Genomic DNA, 24756 nt, shown 5'->3' with positions numbered 1-24756 from the left:
ATATAAAAGTATTATCCTATTATTTTTTCCGACTCAAGAGAGTCTAATATTTCTTTTTGAATTCTGAGCATTTCGCAGACAGGTTCAACACCTTTCTCAACATGCTCTTCACCATGGTCAAATCCGTTAAGATGAAGCATTCCGTGAACAAGCAGCCGTTTAAGTTCGTCATTGCAGTCAACATCAAAATATTCTGCATTCTTCGGAAGAGTCTCAAGGCTTACTGCAATGTCACCTGCTTCAAGCCATTCTGTACCGTCATCATCACAATAAGTTCCGCCGTTTTCAAAACTCAAAACATCGGTGGGGCTGTCAATATTTCTGTAATCAGAATTCAATTTGCGGATAAACTCATCTGAGCAGAATAAAATTGAAACTTCCTGACCGTCATAACCGGCCCTGTCCATTGCCTTCAAAAAAAACGGCTCTACTTTTGAAATCCATTCAGGAACAGGAATTCCCTCTTCTGTATCAACAAGAATTCTATTTGGCATTATTCTTTCCCCTTGTCTTCTTTGGCTCATCAGATTTTGACGCAGTTTTTTCTCTGGTTTTACTTTCCTGAACTGAAGTTTTTTCTGCGCTCTTATCAAGAGTTCTGTCTTTTTCTGCAGAAACACTTCCTGAATCAGGATCTTTCTGGTCAGGATATTCAATACGGCTGTGATAATACCCCGCCAGAATCTGAACAAACGAATCGTGGATTTTTGTCAAATCATTGAAAGTAAGATCGCAGTTATCCAGCTGGTGAAGTTCAATTTTTCCGTTAATCAGTGCCGAAATAAATTTATCCAGACGCGGAACAGACGGCTTTTCAAGTGTACGACAGGCAGCTTCTACTGTATCTGCGAGCATAACAACAGCGCTTTCCTTTGTCGAAGGGGGATTTCCTGTATATGCATAATCATCAGAACTGGCATTCGGGTCGGACTGCTTTGCCTCATTATAAAAATAAGCAATAACCTGGTTACCGTGATGTTCGCCGATAATATCAACAATCTGCTGTGGCAAACGCATTGCATGGGCCTTTTCCATTCCCCTCTTTACATGACTGCGGATTATGCTTACAGAAAGTGAAGGATTTATTGCCTTATGAATATTTTCACCGCCATTCTGGTTTTCAACAAAATACTCGGGATTATCCATTTTACCGATGTCGTGGTAATAAGCGCCCACTCTTGCCAAAAGAGAATTTGCCCCGATTTCGCGGCAGGCAGCTTCGGCAAGAGAAGCAACCATCATTGAATGATTGTAAGTACCGCTGCAGGTAACAAGCATTTTTTTCATTACAGGATTATTCAAATCACTAAGTTCCATCAGGCGGAACGGCGATGCCGTATTCAGAATCATTTCCAAAGGCGTCAGAAGTCCAAGACAGAGAATTCCCGAAATAAACCCGTTAAACGCAACACCGGTAAGTGAAAGAACAGCTTCGTTCATGGAATCATTGAAAATAACCTTGAACACAAGAAGAAAAACTACATTAAGAAGAGCCTGCAAAAGAGATGCAAAAATCATATCAATGCGGCGTTCAATTTTATTTACAATCCTTGAAGTAGCAAGCGAAATTGTAAGCGTAAAAAGAAACGGCACAAGCTGGTAAGAAGCCGCGTTAAGAACCCCGAGGGAAACAACTATAGAAAAAAAGACCGCATTAAGCTGGCCAAAAAGAATTGCCACAAGAACCACACACAATGTAGAAGGAATAATTACAGGCATAGCAAATGCAGAAGAAAACAAAACTGTCTTGCTTGCAAAAATAGCCATGGCATAAATTACAAGATAGAACAGACATTCCGTAACAATTTCTTTAAATTCAATTTTTCTCTTAAAATACAGACGGCTTCTGAAAAAGAAAAACAGAATACAGTTCAAAAGGTGAAAGATAACAGAATTGGCAAATGCCCTGTAGTCAATATAAGCCGGAGCCTCTGCCATTTTCTTGAGTTTAGCATACCCCTCTTCCGTAATTGGAAAACCTTTTCTGATTACCTTTTCATCTTTTTCAACAGAAACAGGATTATAAGCATCAGGTGCAAGACTTTTTGTAGCCTTGATTGTTATATCAGAAATCTGACCAATCTCATAATCCTCAAGATTATAGGAAGAAATTGTACTTGTTGTTGCAATCTTCACAAACGAAAGTCCGGAACAGACGACAAAAGTCACAAAAATCATTATTAAAACCGAATAATTGGATTTAATATACCGTCCAACCGATCCCATAATATAAGAAAAAGTTCCTTTTTTATTAGAATCCCTGTCTTTCTTCATTTTCATAAGCCTGAATAATTTGTTTAACCAACGGATTTCTTACCACGTCTGTCGAGGTAAGCTCAACTATAGAAATACCTTTTATATTGTTCAGAATTTTTGTAGAATGCACAAGTCCCGACTGAATTCTTGGCGGAAGATCAACCTGTGTCGGATCGCCTGTAATAAAGACCTTTGAATTTTCACCCATCCTTGTAAGAAACATTTTCATCTGTTCAGGAGTTGTATTCTGCGCCTCGTCAAGAATAACAGCACAATTTTTAAGGGTTCGTCCGCGCATATACGCAAGAGGTGCTGTTTCAATCAGATTATTGTCGTTAAGTTTTTTAATAGTTTCGCGGGGAAGAATAGAATTCATTGCATCATAAAGCGGTTTAATATAAGGATTTATTTTTTCCTGAAGATCACCGGGCAGGTACCCCAGGCTTTCACCGGCTTCAACAACAGGCCGCGTAATAACAATAGAAGAAACTTTATGACAAAGAAGCAGTCTTAAAGCTTCTGCGGCCGCAAGATAAGTCTTTCCGCTTCCTGCAGGTCCCAGAGCAAAAACAAGATCAGAAGAGCGCATCGCCAAAATCAAATCAGCCTGTCCTTTGGTTTCAGGATAAATTCTTTTGAATGCTCCGGGAATACTTACCGAAACATCAGATATTTTCCCCGAAACTTCAGTATTAAGCACAGACTGAATTATTTCTCTGTCGGTACCTGTTGACTCATTTACAGAAAACTCATCGCTGATTCTGTCAATAATAAATCTAAAATTCTCTGTTGTCTCTTTATCTTCGGAATTAACACTCAACTCGTTTCCTCTTGCAAAAACAGAAACACCAAGAAAGTTTTCAATCAGAGAAAGATTAGAATCGTTGGTTCCGCAGATTCTGTGTAATACTTCACTCTGCGGAATAATAATCGTATACAAAGACACTATTTGGCAGCGTCAGTAACAACGGCATCAGAAGACTCTGTTACAATATCTTCAGACTCTGAATCCAAGTAATCTTCAGTAACATCAGCTGCAGATTTAACGACACGGAATCCCAAATCTACACCGCGCAATGAAGGCTCGCTGCTTGCCCTGTTTTCAGCACGGCAGAAAGAAGCATCACTTAAATAAGAACCGCCCCTGCGTATTCTGCGTCCAGAAGAATCCTTATCATTTTCATTACATAATACAGAAGAGTCATACCAGCCGTACCAGTCCTGACACCATTCCCATACATTTCCGGCCAAATCGTAAAATCCCTTTGAATCAGAAGAACCAGACCTAACTGTCCTTGTTGAACCATCAGAGCTGCTTAAATTCCAGGAATCTTTTTCTTCTCCTGAAGCTGACTTTGCAGCATATTCCCATTCGGCCTCAGTCGGAAGTCTGAATCCACCGGCAGAAAAATTGCATTCAATTGAATTCCATACTGCTTTCATTTCTTCACTGTCATTTACTCTGGGAACAACGCCCCATTCCAAAACATCAGTTTTTCCCATTAAAGAATAGCAGGGTTCATATCCATATGCAGCGCTCAATAAATTGCAGAAAACAACAGCATCATACCAGCTTACTTCTTCAACAGGCTTAAGCGGATTTTTATTATGGGAATAGTTTAAACCGACAATACTTTCATAATCATTCTGCGTAACTTCAGTTGAAAGCATGTAAAAAGAATTAACTGCAACATCGTGAACCGGTGCTTCATTTTTCTCAAAAGAATCAGAACCCATTGAAAAAACTGCACCGTCCAATTTGATTAATCTTGAAGAAAACCCGTTCAAAAACACTTCATCTATAGCAAATGCAAATGCAGTATACATCAAAATGATGGAACTCAAAATAATTTTTCTAACAGACACAATAGCCTCCAAATAAACTGCGTTAAACAATTAATTATATCATTAGACAAATCATAATGCAATCAGTTGGACTTTGAAACATAAAAAAAGGCAGCCTGTAAATTACAGACTGCCTTACTGAGCTATTGCAGATTCGAACTGCAGACCCACGCCTTAAAAGGGCGTTGCTCTACCTACTGAGCTAATAGCCCATCCATTCGTTTCGAATGTGTTACTACTATATACAATAGAAGATTTTTAGTCAATAGCAATTTAAGTTTTTTTGTAAAATTTCTGAAAAAAAATTATAAAAGAAATGATTTAAACAAAAAAAAGCCGGCGGCCACCTACTTTCCCGCTCTCGCAGTATCATCGGCGCAGGGGAGCTTGACTTCCGTGTTCGGAATGGGAACGGGTATTTCCTCCCCGCCATGGCCACCGGCATCATAAGAGCCGCATCAGAGGCTGAAAACTTTGCCTCAGGGAAGTACCCTTCCAGGCTGCAAAGTCTTGGCGGAACACTGTCCGCAGAAAGAAACAAAATGATTTTTGAAGGAACAATATGGCCAAGCCTCACGACCTATTAGTACCGCTCGGCTGTGCACGTCGCCGTACCTGCACCTGCGGCCTATCAACCGGGTGGTCTGCCCGGGGTCTACAGGGGAGTCATGCTCCCAGGGATGTCTAATCTTGAGGCGGGCTTCCCGCTTAGATGCTTTCAGCGGTTATCCCTTCCGAACTTAGATACCCGGCACTTGCTCCTGGCGGAACAACCGGTACACCAGAGGTTCGTCCACCTCGGTCCTCTCGTACTAAAGGCAGCTCCTCTCAAACATCCAACGCCCGCAACAGATAGGGACCGAACTGTCTCGCGACGTTCTGAACCCAGCTCACGTACCGCTTTAATTGGCGAACAGCCAAACCCTTGGGACCTGCTCCAGCCCCAGGATGCGATGAGCCGACATCGAGGTGCCAAACTTTCCCGTCGATGTGAACTCTTGGGGAAAATCAGCCTGTTATCCCCGGAGTACCTTTTGTCCGTTAAGTGATGGCCCTTCCACTCGGAACCATCAGATCATTAAGACCTGCTTTCGCACCTGCTCGAGATGTCTCTCTCGCAGTCAAGCCCCCTTGTGCCTTTACACTCGCGCCCTGATTCCCAACCAGGGTGAGGGGACCTTCGCGCACCTCCGTTAAACTTTGGGAGGCGACCGCCCCAGTCAAACCGCCCGCCTAGCACTGTCCGCTCTCCCGCTTCAGGGAAAGCGTTAGAAATCCCATCCGTCAGGGCTGGTATTTCACCGGCGGCTCCGCGCAACCTGACGGCCACGCCTCTCTGCCTCCCAGCTATCCTACACATGACGAATAGAATCCCAATGCTAAGTTGCGGTGAAGGTTCACGGGGTCTTTCCGTCTGATTGCGGGTATCCGGCTTCTTTACCGGAACATAAATTTCACCGAGTCTCGCGTTGAGACAGTGCCCAGAATCGTTACACCATTCATGCGGGTCGGAACTTACCCGACAAGGAATTTCGCTACCTTAGGACCGTTATAGTTACGGCCGCCGTTTACCGGGGCTTCGGTTCGCACCTTCGGATTGCTCCTGAGCGCTCCCCTTAACCTTCCGGCACCGGGCAGGTGTCACCACCTATACGTCCCATTGCTGGTTCGCAGATGGCTGTGTTTTTGATAAACAGTCGCCTGGGCCTGCTTTCTGCCGCTCCCAAACCTTTCGACCGGGAGCCACACTTCTTCCGAAGTTACGTGTGCATTTTGCCGAGTTCCTTAACGCGAGGTCGCTCGTGCGCCTTAGATTACTCATCCTTCCTACCTGTGTCGGTTTCCGGTACGGTTCCAACCAGCCTGACCTTAGACAGTATTTCCCGGCACCTTGACTCTGTCCGCTTCGTCCCTCCGTAAAGGGAATCGCTCTCAGCTCAGCTCAGCATACGGATTTGCCTGTATGCCTCTTCACCTTGCCGCCTCGACGGGAACTACCGTTCTCCCGCCGGACTTCGCCTCATGCGTCCTGCCTTCGAAACTGATTGAAGTGACGGAATATTCACCGCCTTCCCATCGGCTACGAGTTTCCTCCTCGCCTTAGGGGCCGACTTACCCGGGGCAGATTGCCTTTACCCCGGAAACCTTAGGTTTTCGGCGGACGGGGATCTCACCCGTCTTTGCGTTACTTATGCCTGCATTCTCTCTTCCGCTTCCTCCAGCACCCCTCACGGGCATGCCTTCCTGGGTTGGCGGAATGCTCCCCTACCAGTCATACCTTACGGTATGAATCCGCGGCTTCGGTATCATGCTTAGCCCCGCTACATTGTCTGCGCACGGGTGCTCGACCAGTGAGCTGTTACGCACTCTTTCAAGGAATGGCTGCTTCTAAGCCAACCTCCTGGCTGTCTGTGCATCCGCACTTCATTTCACACTCAGCATGATTTGGGGACCGTTAGCCGGCGGTCCGGGCTGTTTCCCTCTCGACTACGAACCTTGTCGCACGCAGTCTCACTCCCGTGGGCTGGTTTGTGGCATTCGCAGTTTGATCGGATTCGGTAGGATTTGACTCCCCCTCGGCCGTCCAGTGCTCTACCTCCACAAACTTTCCACGAGGCTGTCCCTAAAGGCATTTCGGGGAGAGCCAGCTATCTCCATGTTTGTTTAGCCTTTCACTCCTTACCACAGGTCATCGCTACCTTTTTTAACAGATTACCGTTCGGTCCTCCACAGGGTTTCACCCCTGCTTCAACCTGCCCATAGTAAGATCACATTGGCTTCGGGTCCACGACGTGTGACTTTTCGCCCTCTTCGGACTCGCCTTCGCTCCGGCTCCGGGACTTCTATCCCTTGGCCTCGCCGCACACCGTGACTCGCAGGCTTATTCTACAAAAGACACGCCACAGGCAGCTATTCCCGTGACATCTTGCCGGTCCATGGTTTCAGGTTCTATTTCACTCCCCTCACCGGGGTTCTTTTCGCCTTTCCCTCACGGTACTTCTTCACTATCGGTAGCTGCGCAGTATTTAGCCTTGGATCGTGGTCGACCCGGATTCAGACAGGGTTTCTCGTGCCCCGCCCTACTCAGGTACCGCACCACGGAGTGGGATCGCGTTTCGCGTACGCGGCTGTCACGCTCTTCGGCAGAACTCTCCGGTTCCTTCCGCTACGCATCCCTTTGCTTTCTCCGCGGGTCATCCCCGTGCGGCCCTACAACACCGCTTATCGCGGTTTGGGCTCTTCCGCTTTCGCTCGCCGCTACTTACGGAATCTCTTTTGATTTCTTTTCCCGGATTACTTAGATGGTTCACTTCATCCGGTCTGGCTCCGCCAACCTATTTTATTCAGTTGCGCGGTGACGGAATCTCTTCCGCCGGGTTACCCCATTCGGTTATCCGGGGATCACTGGATGTGTGCTCCTTCCCCCGGCTTTTCGCAGCTTGCCGCGACCTTCTTCGCCCCGCAGCTCCATAGGCATCCGCCATGGACCTATTTTCGCTTGGCCATATTGACCCTTCCGCATCTATCTTTCAATCGATGCGCCTTCATTTCGTTTCCTTCCCTCTGTATTTCAAAGAACTAACTCTATGGAGATTAGGGGACTTGAACCCCTGACCCTCGGCTTGCAAAGCCGATGCTCTAGCCAACTGAGCTAAATCCCCACGACGTGAGGACGGTTCCGGAAACAAAGACCCGTGTTCAAGGACTGCACCGTACACCGGTGCCTTTACCTTTCTCTCAGAAAGGAGGTGATCCAGCCGCACCTTCCGGTACGGCTACCTTGTTACGACTTCACCCCCCTCGCCGGGCATACCTTCGGCAGCGGCCCCCGTTTCCGGTTAGCCTGCCGACTTCGGGTATCCCCGACTCGGATGGTGTGACGGGCGGTGTGTACAAGGCCCGGGAACGTATTCACCGCGCCGTGCTGATGCGCGATTACTAGCGATTCCAACTTCATGGAGTCGGGTTTCAGACTCCAATCCGGACTACGGCCGGTTTTCTGCGCTTCGCTCCACCTCGCGGTCTCGCTTCGCTCTGTACCGGCCATTGTAGCACGTGTGTAGCCCTGGGCATAAGGGCCATGATGACTTGACGTCGTCCCCACCTTCCTCCGGCTTGTCGCCGGCAGTTCCGCCGGAGTCCCCAACTTTACTTGCTGGTAACCGACGGTAGGGGTTGCGCTCGTTGCGGGACTTAACCCAACACCTCACGGCACGAGCTGACGACAGCCATGCAGCACCTGTGCACGGTTCCATTGCTGGACCCCCGGATCTCCCCGGTATCACCGTGCATGTCAAACCCAGGTAAGGTTCCTCGCGTACCATCGAATTAAACCACATGCTCCACCGCTTGTGCGGGCCCCCGTCAATTCCTTTGAGTTTCACCCTTGCGGGCATACTCCCCAGGCGGCACACTTATCGCGTTTGCTTCGGCACCCACCCTCATGGGCGGACACCCAGTGTGCATCGTTTACTGTGCGGACTACCAGGGTATCTAATCCTGTTCGCTCCCCGCACCTTCGCACATCAGCGTCAGTAATCTGCTGGCAGCCTGCCTTCGCCATCGGTGTTCTTCCAGATATCTACAGATTTCACCCCTACACCTGGAATTCCGGCTGCCCCTCAGCTACTCTAGTTGCACAGTTCCCGGCGCATCCCGAGGTTGAGCCTCGGGCTTTCACACCAGGCTTGCGTAACCGCCTACATGCCCTTTACGCCCAATGATTCCGAACAACGCTCGCAACTTACGTGTTACCGCGGCTGCTGGCACGTAATTAGCCGTTGCTTATTCGCAGGTTACAGTCACCGTACCGGCATTCCCTCCGGTCCTTATTCCTCACCCGCAAAAGGACTTTACAACCTTCCGGCCTTCATCGTCCACGCGGCGTCGCTCCGTCAGGGTTTCCCCCATTGCGGAATATTCTTAGCTGCTGCCTCCCGTAGGAGTCTGGGCCGTATCTCAGTCCCAATGTGTCCGTCCACCCTCTGAGGCCGGATACCCGTCATTGCCTAGGTGGGCCTTTACCTCACCTACCAGCTGATGGGCCGCGGGCCGCTCCTCCGGCGCCCCCGTAGGGGCTTTCCATCCACATCTCTAACCTGTGGATTCGTATCCGGTATTATCCTGTATTTCTACAGGCTATCCCCGTCCGAAGGGTGCGTCACCCACGTGTTACTCACCAGTCCGCCGCTCTCGCAGATAGCAAGCTATCTGTTCCCGCTCGACTTGCATGCTTAAGACGCGCCGCCAGCGTTCGTTCTGAGCCAGGATCGAACTCTCCATGATTTATTCCTCGGCCCGAAGGCCTGGGATTTCTCATTTTGTTACGAACCGGCTCCATCTCATACTGACATGGAATTGGTTTTTCTTTTTCCTTGCGTCACCTTCCTGAACAGTTTTCCTGCTCATTCTGTCTTTGTTTCCTTCCCTTGTCGTCTCAAACATCGTTGCAGCGTTGTTTGCTGCAGGTGAATGAGATATTACCATTCAGCACTGTTTGTGTCAACACTAAATTCTTCTTTTTTTTAAAATTTTTTGAAATTCTTAAATTTGCTTTTCCGCCTTTAAAAATTTATGTTTTAATAGAAGAAAATCTTAAATTATCACAACAGATTTATTCAACAGGACATATTATTCAATCCGGGAAAAAGAAAACAATTTTCATACCCAACAGCCGCAAACCTCGCTTGACACGAAGCAATATTTTAGCGATTATATTGAACATTATGGAAAAAGACTTTTTATCCCGTCAGTATCTTGAGTCAATGTCCACTGTTGACTTAATTACTCTCGCAGATGACTACGGGATTGATATTCCTGACAATCTGAACCGCCGTTTTATTATTGGTGAACTTCTTGAAACAGCCGAAGAATTAAAAAACAAACAGTCTGACAACAATGATGTTCAGACTACAGACGAGGATTCTCCTGTTCCTGATTTTCTTCCGGAATCCTATAACACAACAGAAATTTGTGCAATTTTAAGAAATCCCGTTTGGGCTTATGTCTACTGGGATGTCAAAGCGCTTCAGAAAAAAAAGCTGGTTTCTGATCCTGATTTCAAAAGTCTGTTTCTTCATGTTTCATTTTTTGATCGTCCTTTGTCAAAAAAACAGGATGACACTTTTGATATAGATATAAAAGAGACAACCGGCGAGCAGTATATTCTTGTATCATCAAAAAAACGCTTTATGCAGGTTGAGCTTGTCTGTTTATTTGACGGCAGAAGTCCTGAAATTCTTGCCTGCACAAAACAGATTGAAATTCCGGCTGAAAATGAAACCGTACAGGACAGCCAGCCCGGAAAAAAAATGGATATTCAGCCTTTGGTAAAGCTTTCCGGAATGAAATGTCTGCTTCACGATCATTACCTGAATCACAGACAGTCTTTTTCTGACTAGGGCTTGTTATCTGAAGTTTACGTTTCAAACCTTTCTATTTTATGGGATTTAGGGGAGCTAATAATGGCAAAGAAAAATCTGGTTTTTATAATTGAAGCCCACCAGGGTTATCTGAGAAAAAGCGAAACAAACTGCTCTGATGAAAATTTCAGGGAACAGAACGATATTCTTTTTTCTGCTATTTCAAATACATATATTCCTCTTCTTGATATGCTTGAAAGACTTAAAAAGGATTCCCTTAATTTTAAGATTGGTCTTGTAATTTCGGCGCCACTTTGTACGCTGCTGGAAGATCCGCAGGTTCAGCTTGAATATATTGAACATCTTGACAGCCAGATTCAACTTGGCGAAAAGGAAATTCTTCGTCTTAAAGACGACCCGCTTTTAATTCAGGCCAAAGAATGTCTTTCAAGAATTACACAGACAAAAACTGATTTTACAGAAACTTACGGTCAAAACCTGCTGGCAGCCTTCAAAAAATTTTCTGATGAAGGATATATTGAATTAATTCCTACAGCAGCGACATACGCATTTCTTCCCCACTATGCAGATTTACCAGAAGCCCTTAACGCACAGGTAGAAACAGGTATTTTTTCCCAGCGCCACTTTTTTTCAGAAGGCGGTGAAGGTTTCTGGCTTCCGTACATGGGCTGGTCAAAGGGAATAGAAAAAATTCTGCGTTCTTACGGCGTCAACTATTCAATTGTAGACACAAGAGGCATACTGTTTTCTGAAAAATGTCCTGAAACCGGAATTTTTGCACCTGTACGGACAGAAAATTCTCTGGTTCTTTTTGCTCGAGATCCAGAAACAACTGAAGAAATTTGCGGAAATGAAGGTTTCTGCAATAAAGAGCAGTATCTTTGCGTACAGAATGACATAGGATTTGAACTGTCAGGGGACGAACTTGCTGATTTTAAAGGAAGCAACGGTGCACGAATTCAGACCGGATTCAAATACTTTGCCAACGGCTGCGATGAAGATGACAGGCCGGCTTATGACAGGGATGAAGCTTTAAGGCAGGCAAAGTCAGACGCAAAAGAATTCTATGAATCAAAACTGACAAAACTTACAGAAGCAGAAACTCTTATGAACGGGGAAGATCCTGTTCTTGTATGCACGATTCCGGCCGAGATTCTTGGACAGACATGGTTTGAAGGAATCGAATGGTTTGAAGAAGTTATACGGCTTGTCTGCGAAAACAATGTTATTGAACTGGAACAGTGCAGAAATCTTATTGAAAACCAGTTTTCTCTTCCAAAAATTGAACCCTACCCGTGTGCGGCAAACGGACTCGGTTACGGGGAAGACCTTTCGGATAATTCAAACAGCTGGATGTTGCGACACGTAAGAAAAGCTTCGGAAAGAATGATTGACCTGGCAGACCGCTTTCCTTCAGAATCAAGTCTTAAGGCAAGACTTCTGAGCCTTGGTGCAAAGGAAGTTCTTCTTGCACAGAGCGGTGAATGGCCGATGATGATTCACGAAAGCAAAATTCCTGATTACACAGACATGCTGTTCAGAAACAAAATCAGCTCTTTCACAAAAGTTTTTGATTCACTGGCAAGCAATACCGTCAAGACAGACTGGCTTACTTCCGAGGAAAAAAATACAAAAATCTTTCCGTGGATGAACTACAGGATTTTCTGCCGCAAAAAATAATTTTTCACAAAAGAAGATTTTTCACTGTACATACAAAAAGCCTTGTTCAAAAAAATACAGGTTACAGGGCTGTCGTAATTGTAACTTTTAGACATTTTTGATATATTCAGAATTGTGTCTGGAAAGAAATTATTTTTTATTCAACTAATATTCGCATTTTTTTTTACCAGTTTTTCTTACTCGGTAACTGAAAAAGAAGCTGTTGCCCAGGCCGAAAAAAATATTGAAAAAGCCGTTTCTTTATTGGAAATGGACAAAGGCTGGTTTAAAAAAGAAAATTATTCTGCCGCAAAAGCTGCCGTTTTTGAAATTAAAAACAATGCGCAAATTCTTTGGGATTTTTCTTTACAGGACAACGGACAGAATCCGGGTTCAACCAATGAAAGCGAAAATATGGTTTATGTATGTGAAGATGCAGTAAAATTCATTGACATGCTTTCGCTTATTGACAAAGAAACTGTTCAGATAAAAAAAAGGCCTTCTGATTCTGTAGCTGCAATGAGAAAAAAAAGTGACGCTTATTCTGCGGCACTGGTTACTTCTGCCAAAAATTTTTCTTCATACGGAAGAACTTCTGCTGCATGGAAAAAATCTTCGGCAATGAAAGTTCTGGAAAGAAGTTCATTAATAAAATATCCGTGGAAAAAGTTTGCAGATGCATTTTCAAAAAACTGCACAGCGGTAGAAAATCTATGCACAAAAAAAGCAATCAGCCTTTGGGTGGAAGTCAGTTTGTATTATTCGCAGACAGCAGAACAAATGTTGTCTCTTGATTCAGAAAACCTTGATTCGGCAGAAGAAAAAGCAAAGTCTCATCCCGGACAGGTACTGAAAGAAAATCCTGCAGAAAAGGAAAATATTGCGCAGGACATTGCTGTTCTTAAAGAATCAAAATTAAGACTGAATGACGGTTATATCTACCGGGCAAATTTTATTGCACAGCAGGAAAATATTGACAGGACAATTTCTGAACTGCAGAAATTAAACAGCAGACTTGATTCTTTGCAGGACAAATCTGAACAGCAGTTTATAAAAGCAAGCATTGCAGAAAAAGAAATTTCTTCTGAATTGAATTCCGCAGAAAAAAATATTGGCGGTGATCTGGAATCATCTTTAAAAAATATTGTCAGGGCACAAAATCTTTTTTCACAAATTTATGACGAACTGAACAACGATGCAGACATATTGAAATCTGTCCGTGATAGAATAGATTCAATAAGAGACAGAACTGTAAAAACACAGACTCCTGTATTTCTTTCAAACATGCGCAGTCTTAAAAATTCTGCCAGACTTGCATATTATGCCGGTAATTTTGAAAAAGCAGTTGACTTTCTTTTTGAAGCTGACACGCAGAGAAATTTATGGTCAAAGCTTGTGGACTCGGAAATTGAAACAGACAGGGAACTGGAGCGCCTTAAAGATTTTACAAACACTGCGATTGCCATAAAAGAAGGAAGAGAAATAAAATCTTATGATCCGAAGGCTCCGGAAATGCTTAAAAATCTTTCGGAAGCAAAAGCAGGATTTGAAAAAGCAGAATATCTTATTTCTGTCGGTAATGAAAAAGAAGCAGGTGAGATTCTTACAGAAGCAAAAAAAAGAATAAACCAGATTAAAATATATTATCCAAGAAACAGAGATGCCGGTATTCTGTCTCTTAAAATAGACCGGCTGGCTGCCCCCGGAACATTCAGCGAAGTATTCAAAGCAAAAGCAGACACTCTTGTAAAAACAGATTATTCTGCCAACGATACCGCTGCAAGACAATCTTATTCTGACTTGATGGATTTGCAGGAAATAAATCCAGAATATCCGGGACTTGCAGAAACAGTTGTGCGTGCAGAAATTGAAATGAATTTGCGGCCGCGTCCTGTTTCAAAAAAATCCGCAGAAAAAGCAGAACTTCTGTTGATTGAAGCAGAGACTCTTCTGAAACAGGCTGGAAGGGATGAAATAAAACTTGAAGCCGCAAGAGATAAAGCAGAAGAAGCACAGAGCCTTAATTCAGAAAGCAAAAAAGCTGCACGAATCCTTGACGAAATTGCATTAAGGACAGGTTCTGATTCTGCAGTTACACTTTCTGCAAAAGATGAAGATATATACCAGGCTGCTCTGAAAGATCTCAGAAACGGAAATATAATTGAGGCCAGTATAAAAGTCTCTGCCCTTCTTGAAAACAACGGCAATCTTCAGTCTGCAAAAGTTATAAGACTTAAAAAAAGAATAGAGGCCCAAATATGATGCGGTGCATAAAAAAAATTATTCTGTCAGTTCTGGTCTCTTTATTTTTTTATTCAACGGCGCAAAATTCAATTCAATACTATTTTGACAAAAGTGAAATTTTTTCTGACACAAAATTAAACTGCTCCTACCCGTTTTCTTTGAATACAGAAATAAACGAAAAAAAAGCATCATACGTTTTCTGGCAGGAAAATGATGAAAACAGCATATACATTTCCTTAAAACAAAAATACGAAGATCAGGAATGGATTCTTTACGAACACATTGCAGGTCCTTTCAAATACAATGAAAACGTTCCGCTTATTTATTCTGCAGCGGCAAACAAATCCGGAACAACTGTTCTGGCAGCAAGCGGCGATGACGGTTCACTGGAGATATGGTCTTCAAAAAAAGATTTCAGTCAGGCAAAAAAAGAAGTAATCAAAAACACATTGCCGGACTACGGAAGTTTTCTAATTCCAAAAGTTTATGTTTCTGCTTCCGGGGGATTTTATATTTTTATTTCTGCAGCGAAGGAAGACCAGTTTTCTATTTTTTACACAACGTCAAAAGATGGAGTAAAATGGTCAAAGCCTGTTTTACTTCCAGCAGAAGGCGATGGATTTTTTAATCCGATTGCTCCAGTTCTGACGGCAACAGAAAGCGGCGACACTCTTGTATACCAGGCACAATACACAAAAGACAATTTGATTTCTTTCCAGCTTTTCGCAATGGAAACAAAAAATTTCGGAAAAAACTGGTCTGTCCCGAAAATAGTTACATCAGAAGAGTCTGTAGAAAACGGAAACAAATTCTACAACTACAACAATCAGGCTCCTTTTCTTTTATATTCAGGCGGAAACATTTATCTGGCATGGGAAAGATCCAGCTTTTCTTCTCCTGGAACAACAGATATTTTTACTGCAAAAATAAAATCTGACGGAACTATTGTTTCTGTTCCGGAAAAAATAAATTCAGAAACAGGAAGAATGTCGCGTCCTGTTCTTTTTGAATCGGACAATAAAATTCATGCACTATGGTTCAGAGCCGGAAGTTCAGAAGGCGGTGCAAGAATGTCTGTACTGCAGGGACTTATATGGAACGAAGAAAATATTCTTTCGACTGACGGAGCAATACTTCCCTGCCCTGTCAATGATAAAAAAATTTCTTTTATATGGGAGCATAAAACAGGAAAAACAGGCGTAATAGAAATATTAAAACAGGATACAAGTTCACCTTCACCATCACTAAGCGGATTGGGATTCAGTGACGGTGAAAAATCTGCAAAACCGGATATAGAACTTGAAATTCTTGGCACAGAAGATCCTTCTGGTATAAAAGGTTTTTCATGGTCATGGTCGCAGGACTCTTCTGTAAATCCGGAAAAAACAATTTTGGTTTTGAAGGACAGGTCAAAAATAAATGTATCTGCGGACAAAGACGGTACATGGTACTTCAAGGCTGCACAAACTGACTATGCGGGAAACTGGTCAAAACCTGCTGTTTTTACATACGTATATGACACAACTCCCCCTGAAAAAGTAAAACTCAAAAAACAGATTTTTGATGATCTTGGATTTTTGGAATCCAACACTTTTGAAATCGCATGGGATAAAAACCAGAATGACGATGATGTAGAAGGATACACATGGTCGCTTGAACTGATTGACACACTTCCGGGAAAACTTGCACACACTGAACGCCACCCAATAAAACTGTCTTTTGAAGAAGCGGAAAATTCCGTATCACAGTTTCTTGAAAAAAACGAATCTGTACTTGATAAAAAAAATCCTGTCCTTCCTGCAAGAATTATTTCAAAAAATCCGGTTGCAAAATTCAGTAACGTAAGAAACGGACTTTATTTATTCAGCGTTGCGGCCGTAGACTTCTGCGGAAACATCGGTCAGAGTATCTCTGCTGAAATTCTTCTGAACAAATATATTCCTGTAACTTCAATCACAACGGCAGATGCAAAAACAGATGACTTTGGTGATACGAAAATTGAAATTATCGGGAACGGATTTTTATATGACGGAACAGTAACATCAATTATTCTGGATAGGGACGGAACAGAACCTTTTGACAGGATACTTAAACTCAGTAGCAAGGATTACAAAATAAATTCAGACTCCAGAATTTCGGGAATAAAAATAAGCGGACTCGAAACCGGAAGCTACAGAATTGGACTTGTTCATTCAGACCGCGGACTTTATTTTCCTGCACGCGAAAGATTCAGTGTAACAGAGACAGGTACTGTAAAATCAAAACTTTCAGCACTTCCGTTTACCGGATGGATTTTTTCAGGTACAAATGCAAAAATCAATTTTTCAATAACTGATGCAATAATTTTAATTTTTGCCGCACTGGCATTGACAGCAGCATTTGCGGCAGTAAAAGGACTTACCGTTGCGCTGAAAGACACAAGAAAATCAAGAAACCAAACACGCTCTATTTTGAAAGGAGACAATATGATTTTTGAAAAGAACAATAAAAAATCAGGAAGAAAACTTATGGCATCAAGCCTTAAGTCAAAACTTGTACTGCATACATCTGTTCTGATTTTTTCACTTGATACTCTTATATTCATTGCATTCGGAACATACATGAACAGAACACAGGAAAGAACCCTTACAAAAAGTCTTTACGACCGCGTGTCTGTCATGCTTGATTCCATGTGCACAGGTGCAAAAATTTATCTACCTCAAACAACAAGTGCAGACAACCTTTCGCTTACTGATATTGTTTCCCAATCAAAAGCTCTCGCAGAATGCAATTTTGCGACAATAACAGGATACCCGGAAGGAAATGATTCAACATCGATGGACGCGGTGTGGGCAACAACCAGTGAAGAAATTCTTTTGGGCTCAGGACAGAATCTTTTCATTCCAGGAAAGACAAGAATAAGTTCAGAAAAGATTTCAGAAGTAGCAGCAAAATGTGCATTGTTAAACGAAAAGGCTGCACTTTCTGCGGAAGAACTTTCAAAAGCAATTACAGAAGTTACAAAAGAAGGTCTTTCACTTGCCTCCAAAAATGATGAAGCAAGCACAGCAAAAAGAGCGGAACTCCAGACAATCAGATCAAAACTTATTTCAAAACTGGACCTGATTCTTGAAGAAATTGCAACCGAAGGTTCCGGAACAATTCCCGAATTCAGCACAGAAAAAATTGATCCGTCAGTACACAGCTATATTTTCTACAGACCGATTATTTACCGTCAGGGAAGTTCTTCAAACTACGTTCACGGAATTGCCCTCATGGAAATAGAAACCGACACACTCATGCAGAGACTCGGTGATGAAAAAAAACTTATGCTCAATACCGGAATCATTCTGATGATTGTAGCCGTAATTCTTTCTTTCATAACCACTTCAATAATAGCCTCACTGATTGTAAAGCCAATAAAAAAACTGGACTCACATGTTGCGATGATCAGGGATGAAAAAGACAAGGAAAAACTTAAGGGAAAAGAAATTTCAATCAGGACAAAAGATGAAATCGGACGTCTCGGAGACACAATCAACGAGATGACAAAAAATCTTGCAGAAGCGGCGGCACAGACAAAAAACATTACTTTCGGAAAAGAAGTACAGGCAAAATTCCTTCCGCTACAGACAGACTCAGCCGGAAACTCACTTACAACCGGCCGCCTTGAAACGAAAGGTGCAGACTTCTTCAGTTACTATGCAGGGGCTGATGCACTTTCGGGGGACTATTTTGATTACAAAGCACTGGATGCAACACATTATGCCGTCATAAAATGCGACGTTTCGGGACATGGAATTCCGGCGGCACTTATAATGATAGAAGTTGCAACACTGTTCCTTAACTATTTCAAAAACTGGAGCATGAGTAATCCTTCACAGGGAACAAATCTTGCGCCTGTAGTAGGACAGATAAATGATCTTCTTGAATCACGCGGCTTCAAAGGAAGATTTGCAGCATTCACACTCTGCATAATTGATGTCGAAAGCGGTGACTGCTGGTTCTGCAACGCCGGGGATAATCTTGTACAGATTTATGACAGTGCTCTTGGAAAAAAGAAAACAATTACCCTTCAGGAAACTCCTGCTGCAGGAATGTTCAGCACGGACATGATAAACATGAAGGGCGGTTACAAAGTCACAAAACTCAGACTCAAAAAAGATGATGTTCTTTTCCTTTATACAGACGGAATTGAAGAGGCAAAAAGGATTTTCCGTGACAGATCGGGAAAACCTGTTGATTCAAAAGAAAGCGGAGAAGAAATGTCTGACGAACGCATTTCTGACATTATCGAAGCAGTTTACAAAAAGAAGGAATATATTCTGCACAAAGCCCATCCGGGAAATTCAGCAGAAGACTTGAAATTTGACTTCAGGGACTGCAAAGGTTCTGCAGAAGATGCTGTAATGGCTCTTGTTTCGGCAGAAAAGATGTTCCGTATGTATACAACAAAAGAACAGAATGATTCAGACATAATACATGCCGACAAAAAAATAGACGCTTTCCTTAGGGAACATTTTGTCCAGTATTCTGAATTATGCAGTGCTGTTCCGGAAGAAGACAAAAATTCAGCACAAACAGCATACCAGGGAATGAGGGAAGATCCGCAGTATGATGATCTGACACTTGTTGCAATAAAGAAAAAATAAGCGCAATTAAGCACGGGCACCATTCTGACTCTTATGCAGACTTATTGAAAAAAGTGGTATTTTATGCTATAGTTGGAATAAACGGCAGAAAATGCCTGTTTCTTTTCTACATATTTTTATTAGAGGTAACCTATGAAGTACACTGCAGAAGTGGAACATATGTGTCCTTTGGCAAAAGGCGCATATCATGGACCGGCCCCAATTCCTGAAGAAGGAGAATGGGTTCAGGCTAAAAAACAGGAAGATATTTCCGGTTTCACACACGGTATCGGTTGGTGCGCACCGCAGCAGGGAGCATGCAAGCTCACTCTTAACGTAAAGAACGGTGTTATTGAGGAGGCCCTTGTAGAAACAATCGGCTGCTCAGGAATGACACACTCTGCCGCTATGGCTTCTGAAATCCTTATCGGAAAGACAATTATCGAAGCTCTTAACACTGACCTTGTTTGCGATGCTATCAACACAGCAATGCGCGAACTTTTCCTCCAGATTGTATACGGACGCACACAGTCAGCATACTCAAAGGACGGACTTAAAGTCGGAGCTTCCCTTGAAGATCTTGGAAAGAACCTTCGCTCACAGGTCGGAACCATGTTTGCAACACGCAAAACCGGCCCACGCTATCTTGAAATGACAGAAGGCTATGTTGAAACATGTGCTGTTGACAAAGACGGACAGATTATCGGTTACAACTGCATCAACTTCGGAAAACTCATGGACGCTCTTAAAGCAGGTACAGACCCGAAGGAAGCAATTGCTAAGGCACGCACACACTACGGCCGCGTAACTGAAGACCAGGGCATGGTAAAACTCATCGACCCGCGCAAGGAGTAAAATTATGGCATTGTTTGAAGATTTCGAAGGCCGCATTCCGCAGGTGAACAAGGCTTTAAAAGAATACGGATTCGCAGAGGGAGAGGCCGGACTTCAGGCTGCCCGCGATTTATGCAAGGCTAAAGGTTTCGACCCGTACGAAATCTGCCAGTCAACACAGCAGATCTGTTTTGAAGACGCAAAGTGGGCATATGTTCTTGGCTCTGCAATTGCTCTCAAAAAGGGTGAAAAGGCCGGAACAATAACAGGTTCTGATGCAGCAGCAGCTATCGGAGAAGGACTCCAGGCATTCTGTCTCCCAGGATCTGTAGCAGATGACAGAAAGGTCGGTCTCGGACACGGAAACCTTGGTGCACGTCTTCTTAACGAAGATACACAGTGCTTTGCTTTCCTTGCAGGACACGAATCTTTTGCAGCAGCCGAAGGAGCAATCAAAATTGCAGCAAACGCAAACAAGGTTCGCAAGAACAAGCTCCGCGTTATCCTTAACGGACTCGGAAAAGATGCAGCACAGATTATCAGCCGCATAAACGGATTCACATACGTTCAGACAAAGTTTGACTACTTTAACGGACAGGGAACAGACAAGGCTCTCAAGATTGTAAAGGAAGTTCCATACGGTTCAAATCCTGACCGCCTTATCGTAAAATGCTACGGAGCAGACGATGTACGCGAAGGTGTAGCAATCATGTGGCACGAGGATGTTGATGTTTCTATTACAGGAAACTCTACAAACCCGACAAGATTCCAGCACCCTGTAGCAGGAACATACAAGAAAGAGCGTCTTCTTGCAAAGAAAAACTACTTCTCTGTAGCTTCAGGCGGCGGAACAGGACGCACACTCCACCCCGATAACATGGCAGCAGGTCCTGCTTCATACGGATTTACTGATACACTCGGAAGAATGCACTCTGATGCACAGTTTGCAGGCTCTTCTTCTGTACCGGCACACGTAGAAATGATGGGCTTCATGGGAATGGGAAACAACCCGATGGTAGGTTGTACTGTTGCCTGTGCTGTTGCAGTTGCAGAAGCATTTAAGAAATAAATTACGCTTTAAGCCTTAAATGATAAACTCCGCAGACGGAATAACCAGTTCTGTTTGCGGAGTTTTTTTATTGTGGCCGTATCTACCGGATTTAAAATAAAAAAGCTGTCCACAACCATTAATAGTCTGAACAGCCTTTAGTCGGGCAACCGGGATTCGAACCCGGGACCTCTAAGTCCCGAACCTAGCGCGCTACCAACTGCGCTATTGCCCGTTAATGTAAAAAAAAGCCCATTCCGCAGAACAGGCTAAAGACGGGAGCGAAGGGGCTCGAACCCTCGATCTCCGGCGTGACAGGCCAGCGCGATAAACCAGCTTCGCTACGCCCCCGTGATGTTCCCACTATATCAAAATCCGTATTTTATGTCAACACAGAAAACCCGAATTCTGAAAAAAAATTACAATTTTCTCCGGGTGGCTTATTCCACCGTTGACACTTGGTTTTTACAGTGATAAAATTATACAATATAACTTTATAAGAAAAGGATGTATCATTCCGATGAATCAAGAAAATGTAATCAAACCAAAGAAACAGCATACAAAAATCGGAGCTGTAATAGTACTTATTATTTCGGCCGCAGTATTTTTACCTGTAGGTGGAGCAGTAGTTTTCCAGGCAATCTTCAATACCAACAAGGCTCCTGTTTTCGGATCATTTGACGGTAAGAAAATCAAATACGAGCCAGGTTCAGACTTTATGCAGGCAGCGGCAAATCTGGCAGACATGTACCAGCAGTATGGTTACAATCTTACATACGAACTTTCAAACCAGCCGACAGATATGTCATACTACAGAATTTTTACAACAGCATTTGCACAGACTGTCATGAATTCTGCATTCAGCAAAGAAGTAGAATACAGCGGATACAAAGTTCCGGCAGCAGCCATTGACCGCGCAATTCTTCCAGCATTCACTGATGAAAACGGAAAGTTCTCAAAAAAACTTTACAATCAGATAAGCGATGCAGATCTTAACACTATGAGACTCAATTCAGAAAAGAACCTTGTTTACAGCCGCTATGTTGACGATCTGTTCGGAACAGGTGCTACAGAATTCAACGGAAAGCCTTTGTACGGTCTTAAATCTGCAGCAGCCGAAGAATCATTTATAAGTTCACTTGGTGAAGAAAAACATTCTTTCAACATGGTTACCTTTGACACAGGAGATTATCCAAAAGAGGAAGCTGTAAAATTCGGAAAAGAAAATTCAGACAAGTTTATAAAGTACTCTCTTTCGGCAATCACAGCAGAAACAGAAAGCGAAGCAAAGGCAATTCTCAAGCAGATTCAGAATACAGAAATTACATTTGAAGACGCTGTAAGTGAAAAGTCACAGAAATATTATACCGGTTCAGACGGAAAAATTACTACATCATACGGCTACCAGCTTGTGTCAATGATTCCAGATGAAAAAGACAGGGATGCAGTAAAAGCCCTTTCAAAGGACAGTTTGAGCAGTGTAATAAAAACATCAAGGGGCTATACAATTTTCAGGGCAGATACAGAAAGTGAACAGCCTGACTTTACAAAAACAGAGACTGCAGATGCAGCACTTTCTTACATGAAAGCAAATGAAAAGGGAACTATCGAAACATATTATTCTGAACAGGCTGCCAATTTTGCAGCTGATGCAGCGGTAAACGGTTTTGATTCTGCCTGCAAAAAATTCTCACTCACAAAAACAGATGTTCCAGCATTCAGCCTTAATTACGGTAACTCAACTCTTGTTGACGAAAAAGCCGGTGCTCCGGTTGCAGGACTTACATCTATTCTTACAAACGAGAATGCATTGAAGTCTGCATTTGCACTTAAGGTAAACGGAATCAGCGAACCGCTCATTCTTGGTTCAAACATCATAGTTCTTCAGTGCACCGGAATCCAGACACAGGTTGCAGAAAACACAGATTCTCTTGCAGCCAGAATTTCACAGGCTGACCAGTCATGTGCACAGCGGCTTCTTATGGTAAGCGACAGGGTTGTAGACAACACGTTCCAGACATATATCCAGAACTTTATGAATTTGTCTGCAAAATAAGGATTACCGTTGGAAGAGCATAAATCTTCAGATAAGCCCGGGCTGGTAAAATGTACCGGTCAGGGCTTTTCTATTTTAAACACAATAGAATACAAAGGCCGCTTTCTCTATTCAAAGTACAATCCGCTAAAACCAATATACTCACTTATCGACAGCATAAACATTTTGAGCGGAACCCTGGTTGTAATCTGTTCACCGGGACTTTGGTACGGTATGGATGAACTTTTGAAAAAACTTCCTGCAGACTGCAAATGTATTTGTATAGAAGTAGACAAAAGCCTTTATGAACTTTCTTTGAAGAATAAAATTTCAATAGATTATGAATCAGATTTTTTTTGTTTAACCGGGCAAAAAGATTACATTATACTTGATGAAAAAATCCGCGCACTTTGTTCGGAAGGAAAAATACGTCGGGCCGTAAGAATTGATTTTTGTTCCGGCACCCGTTTATATGAGGAAAAGTACATCCAGCTCATGTTTGGAATAACCGGAATAATTGAAGGCTACTGGAAAAACAGGGTTACGCTGGTAAAGATGGGAAAACTTTTTTCAAGAAATATTATCCGCAATTTGAAAAAATTTTCCTGCGGAATAAATTTGCATGAAATAGAAAAAACAATTTCCAAACCGATTCTTGTATGCGGAGCAGGAGAAAGCCTTGATGAATTTCTTTTGCAGAAAACTTTCTCCCCGGAAAATTACTATATTGTTGCCGTAGACGCAGCAATTTCGGCTCTTTTAAAAAGAAAAATAATTCCCGATGCGGCAGTTGGAGTAGAAAGCCAGTTTGCAATACAAAAAGCGTATATCGGAACGGCAGGCAAAATTCCCGTTTTGTTTGCAGACCTGAATTCCCGTGCCGAAATTCCTGAACTTACGTGTGCAAAAACAATCTGGTTTTGTTCAGAGTCTTCTGATTCATTATTTTTGCAGAGACTCAAAAAGACAGGACTTATAAAAGAGATGATTCCGGCGATGGGGTCTGTAGGACTTGTGGCTGTCTATATTGCATGCAAGATCCGTTCAGATGAAAATATTCCGATTATAGTTTCCGGACTGGATTTTTGCTTTTCTGCGGGACTTACACATGCAAAAGGAACGCCTGCAAGCACACTGAGGCTTTCAGAAAGCAACAGGTTTGAAAGTGCAGAAAACTACGGGGCTGCTTTTTCATATTCAGCTGAAAAATGCAGTGACAAAAGCGGAAACCAGGTTTATTCTACGCCAGCTTTGGAATCCTATGCAAACCAGTTTAAGATTCATTTTTCGGGCGAAAAAAATATTTTTTCTTTCGGAACAAAAGGTCTTGATTTGAATTTGCAGAATCTTGATGAAAAAACACTTTCGAATTTAACAAAATATTTTTCTGACAGGAAGCAGTCAAATACCGAAACTGATTCTGTTTTTATTCAAAAAAAAGCAAACAAAAAAAATACAGAAAAATTGTATTCCGAAGAAATTAAAAACCTTCAGACAATACGGGATCTTCTTAAAAACGGAAATAATTCTGTCTGCAGGATAGAGGGAATTTCTTTGGACGAACAGCTTGACTCGCTTCTTATGCAAAGCGATTACCTCTGGCGGCATTTTCCTGACGGAAATTTTTTCAGACACGAAACAGGTTTTTTAAAGCGGATCCGTGCTGAAATTCCGTATTTTCTGAAGCAATTCAGTATTGCACAAAAATAAAAGTTGCCTCAAAAAATTGCAATTATTCAACGTATTTCTTGAACGGCAAAAATAGCGCCATTCAAGAAAAATACAGTTTTTGCAAAAACTTCCTTATTTACGTGTACGCTTACGCGTACTAATTGAACTCAA

At 43.0% G+C, this 24756-nt stretch carries 13 protein-coding genes, 4 tRNA genes and 3 rRNA genes; 8 read left to right on the top strand and 12 right to left on the bottom strand.

Features of this window, described 5'->3' with window-relative positions; translation table 11 throughout:
- Positions 1-11: 11 nt before the first annotated feature.
- From ybeY to IWA51_RS04620, 10 genes are all read right to left on the bottom strand, one after another.
- Positions 12-494 (bottom strand): rRNA maturation RNase YbeY, encoded by a 483-nt coding sequence (ybeY, locus tag IWA51_RS04665; RefSeq protein ID WP_177527391.1) that lies wholly within the window; start codon positions 492-494, stop codon positions 12-14.
- Complete coding sequence (locus IWA51_RS04660; RefSeq protein ID WP_230402710.1) at positions 484-2280, bottom strand: HD family phosphohydrolase; 1797 nt, start codon at positions 2278-2280, stop codon at positions 484-486. Before IWA51_RS04660 ends, ybeY begins: the two co-directional genes overlap by 11 nt.
- Complete coding sequence (locus tag IWA51_RS04655) at positions 2252-3202, bottom strand: PhoH family protein (RefSeq protein WP_329601792.1); 951 nt, start codon at positions 3200-3202, stop codon at positions 2252-2254. Before IWA51_RS04655 ends, IWA51_RS04660 begins: the two co-directional genes overlap by 29 nt.
- On the bottom strand, positions 3202-4122 hold the full coding sequence (locus IWA51_RS04650) for a formylglycine-generating enzyme family protein (protein ID WP_198443408.1): 921 nt from the start codon (positions 4120-4122) through the stop codon (positions 3202-3204). Before IWA51_RS04650 ends, IWA51_RS04655 begins: the two co-directional genes overlap by 1 nt.
- A gap of 118 nt (positions 4123-4240) precedes the next feature.
- A tRNA-Lys gene (locus IWA51_RS04645) sits at positions 4241-4313 on the bottom strand.
- Between the two features lie 122 nt (positions 4314-4435).
- A 5S ribosomal RNA gene (gene rrf / locus IWA51_RS04640) occupies positions 4436-4544 on the bottom strand.
- 119 nt (positions 4545-4663) lie between these two features.
- Positions 4664-7606 (bottom strand): 23S ribosomal RNA (locus IWA51_RS04635).
- An 83-nt stretch (positions 7607-7689) separates the two neighbouring features.
- Positions 7690-7763 (bottom strand) — tRNA-Ala (locus IWA51_RS04630).
- A gap of 80 nt (positions 7764-7843) precedes the next feature.
- Positions 7844-9387: ribosomal RNA gene (locus IWA51_RS04625) — 16S ribosomal RNA — on the bottom strand.
- The 16S, 23S and 5S rRNA genes sit together here with 2 tRNA genes alongside, the layout of an rRNA operon.
- A gap of 30 nt (positions 9388-9417) precedes the next feature.
- Positions 9418-9588 (bottom strand): hypothetical protein, encoded by a 171-nt coding sequence (locus IWA51_RS04620; RefSeq protein ID WP_198443407.1) that lies wholly within the window; start codon positions 9586-9588, stop codon positions 9418-9420.
- 239 nt (positions 9589-9827) lie between these two features.
- Between IWA51_RS04620 and IWA51_RS04615 the strand changes: the two genes are divergently transcribed.
- The 6 genes from IWA51_RS04615 to IWA51_RS04590 all read left to right on the top strand — a co-directional run bounded on the left by IWA51_RS04615 (position 9828) and on the right by IWA51_RS04590 (position 20900).
- Positions 9828-10502, top strand: a complete 675-nt coding sequence (locus IWA51_RS04615) for a DUF4912 domain-containing protein (protein ID WP_177527286.1) — start codon at positions 9828-9830, stop codon at positions 10500-10502.
- Positions 10503-10565: 63 nt separating this feature from the next.
- Entirely contained in the window at positions 10566-12164 is a 1599-nt protein-coding gene (locus IWA51_RS04610) for a 1,4-alpha-glucan branching protein domain-containing protein (RefSeq protein WP_198443406.1), read from the top strand.
- Positions 12165-12278: 114 nt separating this feature from the next.
- Complete coding sequence (locus tag IWA51_RS04605) at positions 12279-14405, top strand: hypothetical protein (RefSeq protein WP_198443405.1); 2127 nt, start codon at positions 12279-12281, stop codon at positions 14403-14405.
- Positions 14406-14545: 140 nt separating this feature from the next.
- The gene (locus IWA51_RS04600) at positions 14546-19018 is read left to right on the top strand and encodes a SpoIIE family protein phosphatase (protein ID WP_198443404.1); all 4473 of its coding nucleotides are present in this window, start codon (positions 14546-14548) and stop codon (positions 19016-19018) included.
- A 132-nt stretch (positions 19019-19150) separates the two neighbouring features.
- Positions 19151-19852, top strand: coding sequence for an iron-sulfur cluster assembly scaffold protein (locus tag IWA51_RS04595; protein WP_177527290.1), 702 nt, complete (start codon positions 19151-19153; stop codon positions 19850-19852).
- Positions 19853-19856: 4 nt separating this feature from the next.
- A complete protein-coding gene (locus IWA51_RS04590) occupies positions 19857-20900 on the top strand; it encodes a GGGtGRT protein (RefSeq protein WP_177527291.1) in 1044 nt (347 codons plus the stop codon).
- Between the two features lie 141 nt (positions 20901-21041).
- Here the strand turns inward: IWA51_RS04590 and IWA51_RS04585 are convergent.
- A tRNA-Pro gene (locus IWA51_RS04585) sits at positions 21042-21114 on the bottom strand.
- A gap of 41 nt (positions 21115-21155) precedes the next feature.
- Positions 21156-21230, bottom strand: a tRNA-Asp gene (locus IWA51_RS04580).
- 169 nt (positions 21231-21399) lie between these two features.
- Here IWA51_RS04580 and IWA51_RS04575 point away from each other — a divergent pair.
- Positions 21400-22935 (top strand): peptidylprolyl isomerase, encoded by a 1536-nt coding sequence (locus IWA51_RS04575; protein ID WP_198443403.1) that lies wholly within the window; start codon positions 21400-21402, stop codon positions 22933-22935.
- A gap of 9 nt (positions 22936-22944) precedes the next feature.
- The gene (locus IWA51_RS04570; RefSeq protein WP_198443402.1) at positions 22945-24624 is read left to right on the top strand and encodes a 6-hydroxymethylpterin diphosphokinase MptE-like protein; all 1680 of its coding nucleotides are present in this window, start codon (positions 22945-22947) and stop codon (positions 24622-24624) included.
- The last annotated feature ends 132 nt before the right edge of the window (positions 24625-24756 follow it).

Source organism: Treponema peruense (assembly GCF_016117655.1).
GTDB lineage: Bacteria > Spirochaetota > Spirochaetia > Treponematales > Treponemataceae > Treponema_D > Treponema_D peruense.
This window is presented reverse-complemented; position numbering and strand designations above follow the sequence as displayed.

Coding starts and splice junctions, on each gene's coding strand:
- IWA51_RS04615 (WP_177527286.1), top strand. CDS start 9,828: ATGGAAAAAGACTTTTTATCCCGTCAGTATCTTGAGTCAATGTCCACT.
- IWA51_RS04620 (WP_198443407.1), bottom strand. CDS start 9,588: ATGGTAATATCTCATTCACCTGCAGCAAACAACGCTGCAACGATGTTT.
- IWA51_RS04660 (WP_230402710.1), bottom strand. CDS start 2,280: ATGAAAATGAAGAAAGACAGGGATTCTAATAAAAAAGGAACTTTTTCT.
- IWA51_RS04595 (WP_177527290.1), top strand. CDS start 19,151: ATGAAGTACACTGCAGAAGTGGAACATATGTGTCCTTTGGCAAAAGGC.
- IWA51_RS04610 (WP_198443406.1), top strand. CDS start 10,566: ATGGCAAAGAAAAATCTGGTTTTTATAATTGAAGCCCACCAGGGTTAT.
- IWA51_RS04590 (WP_177527291.1), top strand. CDS start 19,857: ATGGCATTGTTTGAAGATTTCGAAGGCCGCATTCCGCAGGTGAACAAG.
- IWA51_RS04575 (WP_198443403.1), top strand. CDS start 21,400: ATGAATCAAGAAAATGTAATCAAACCAAAGAAACAGCATACAAAAATC.
- ybeY (WP_177527391.1), bottom strand. CDS start 494: ATGCCAAATAGAATTCTTGTTGATACAGAAGAGGGAATTCCTGTTCCT.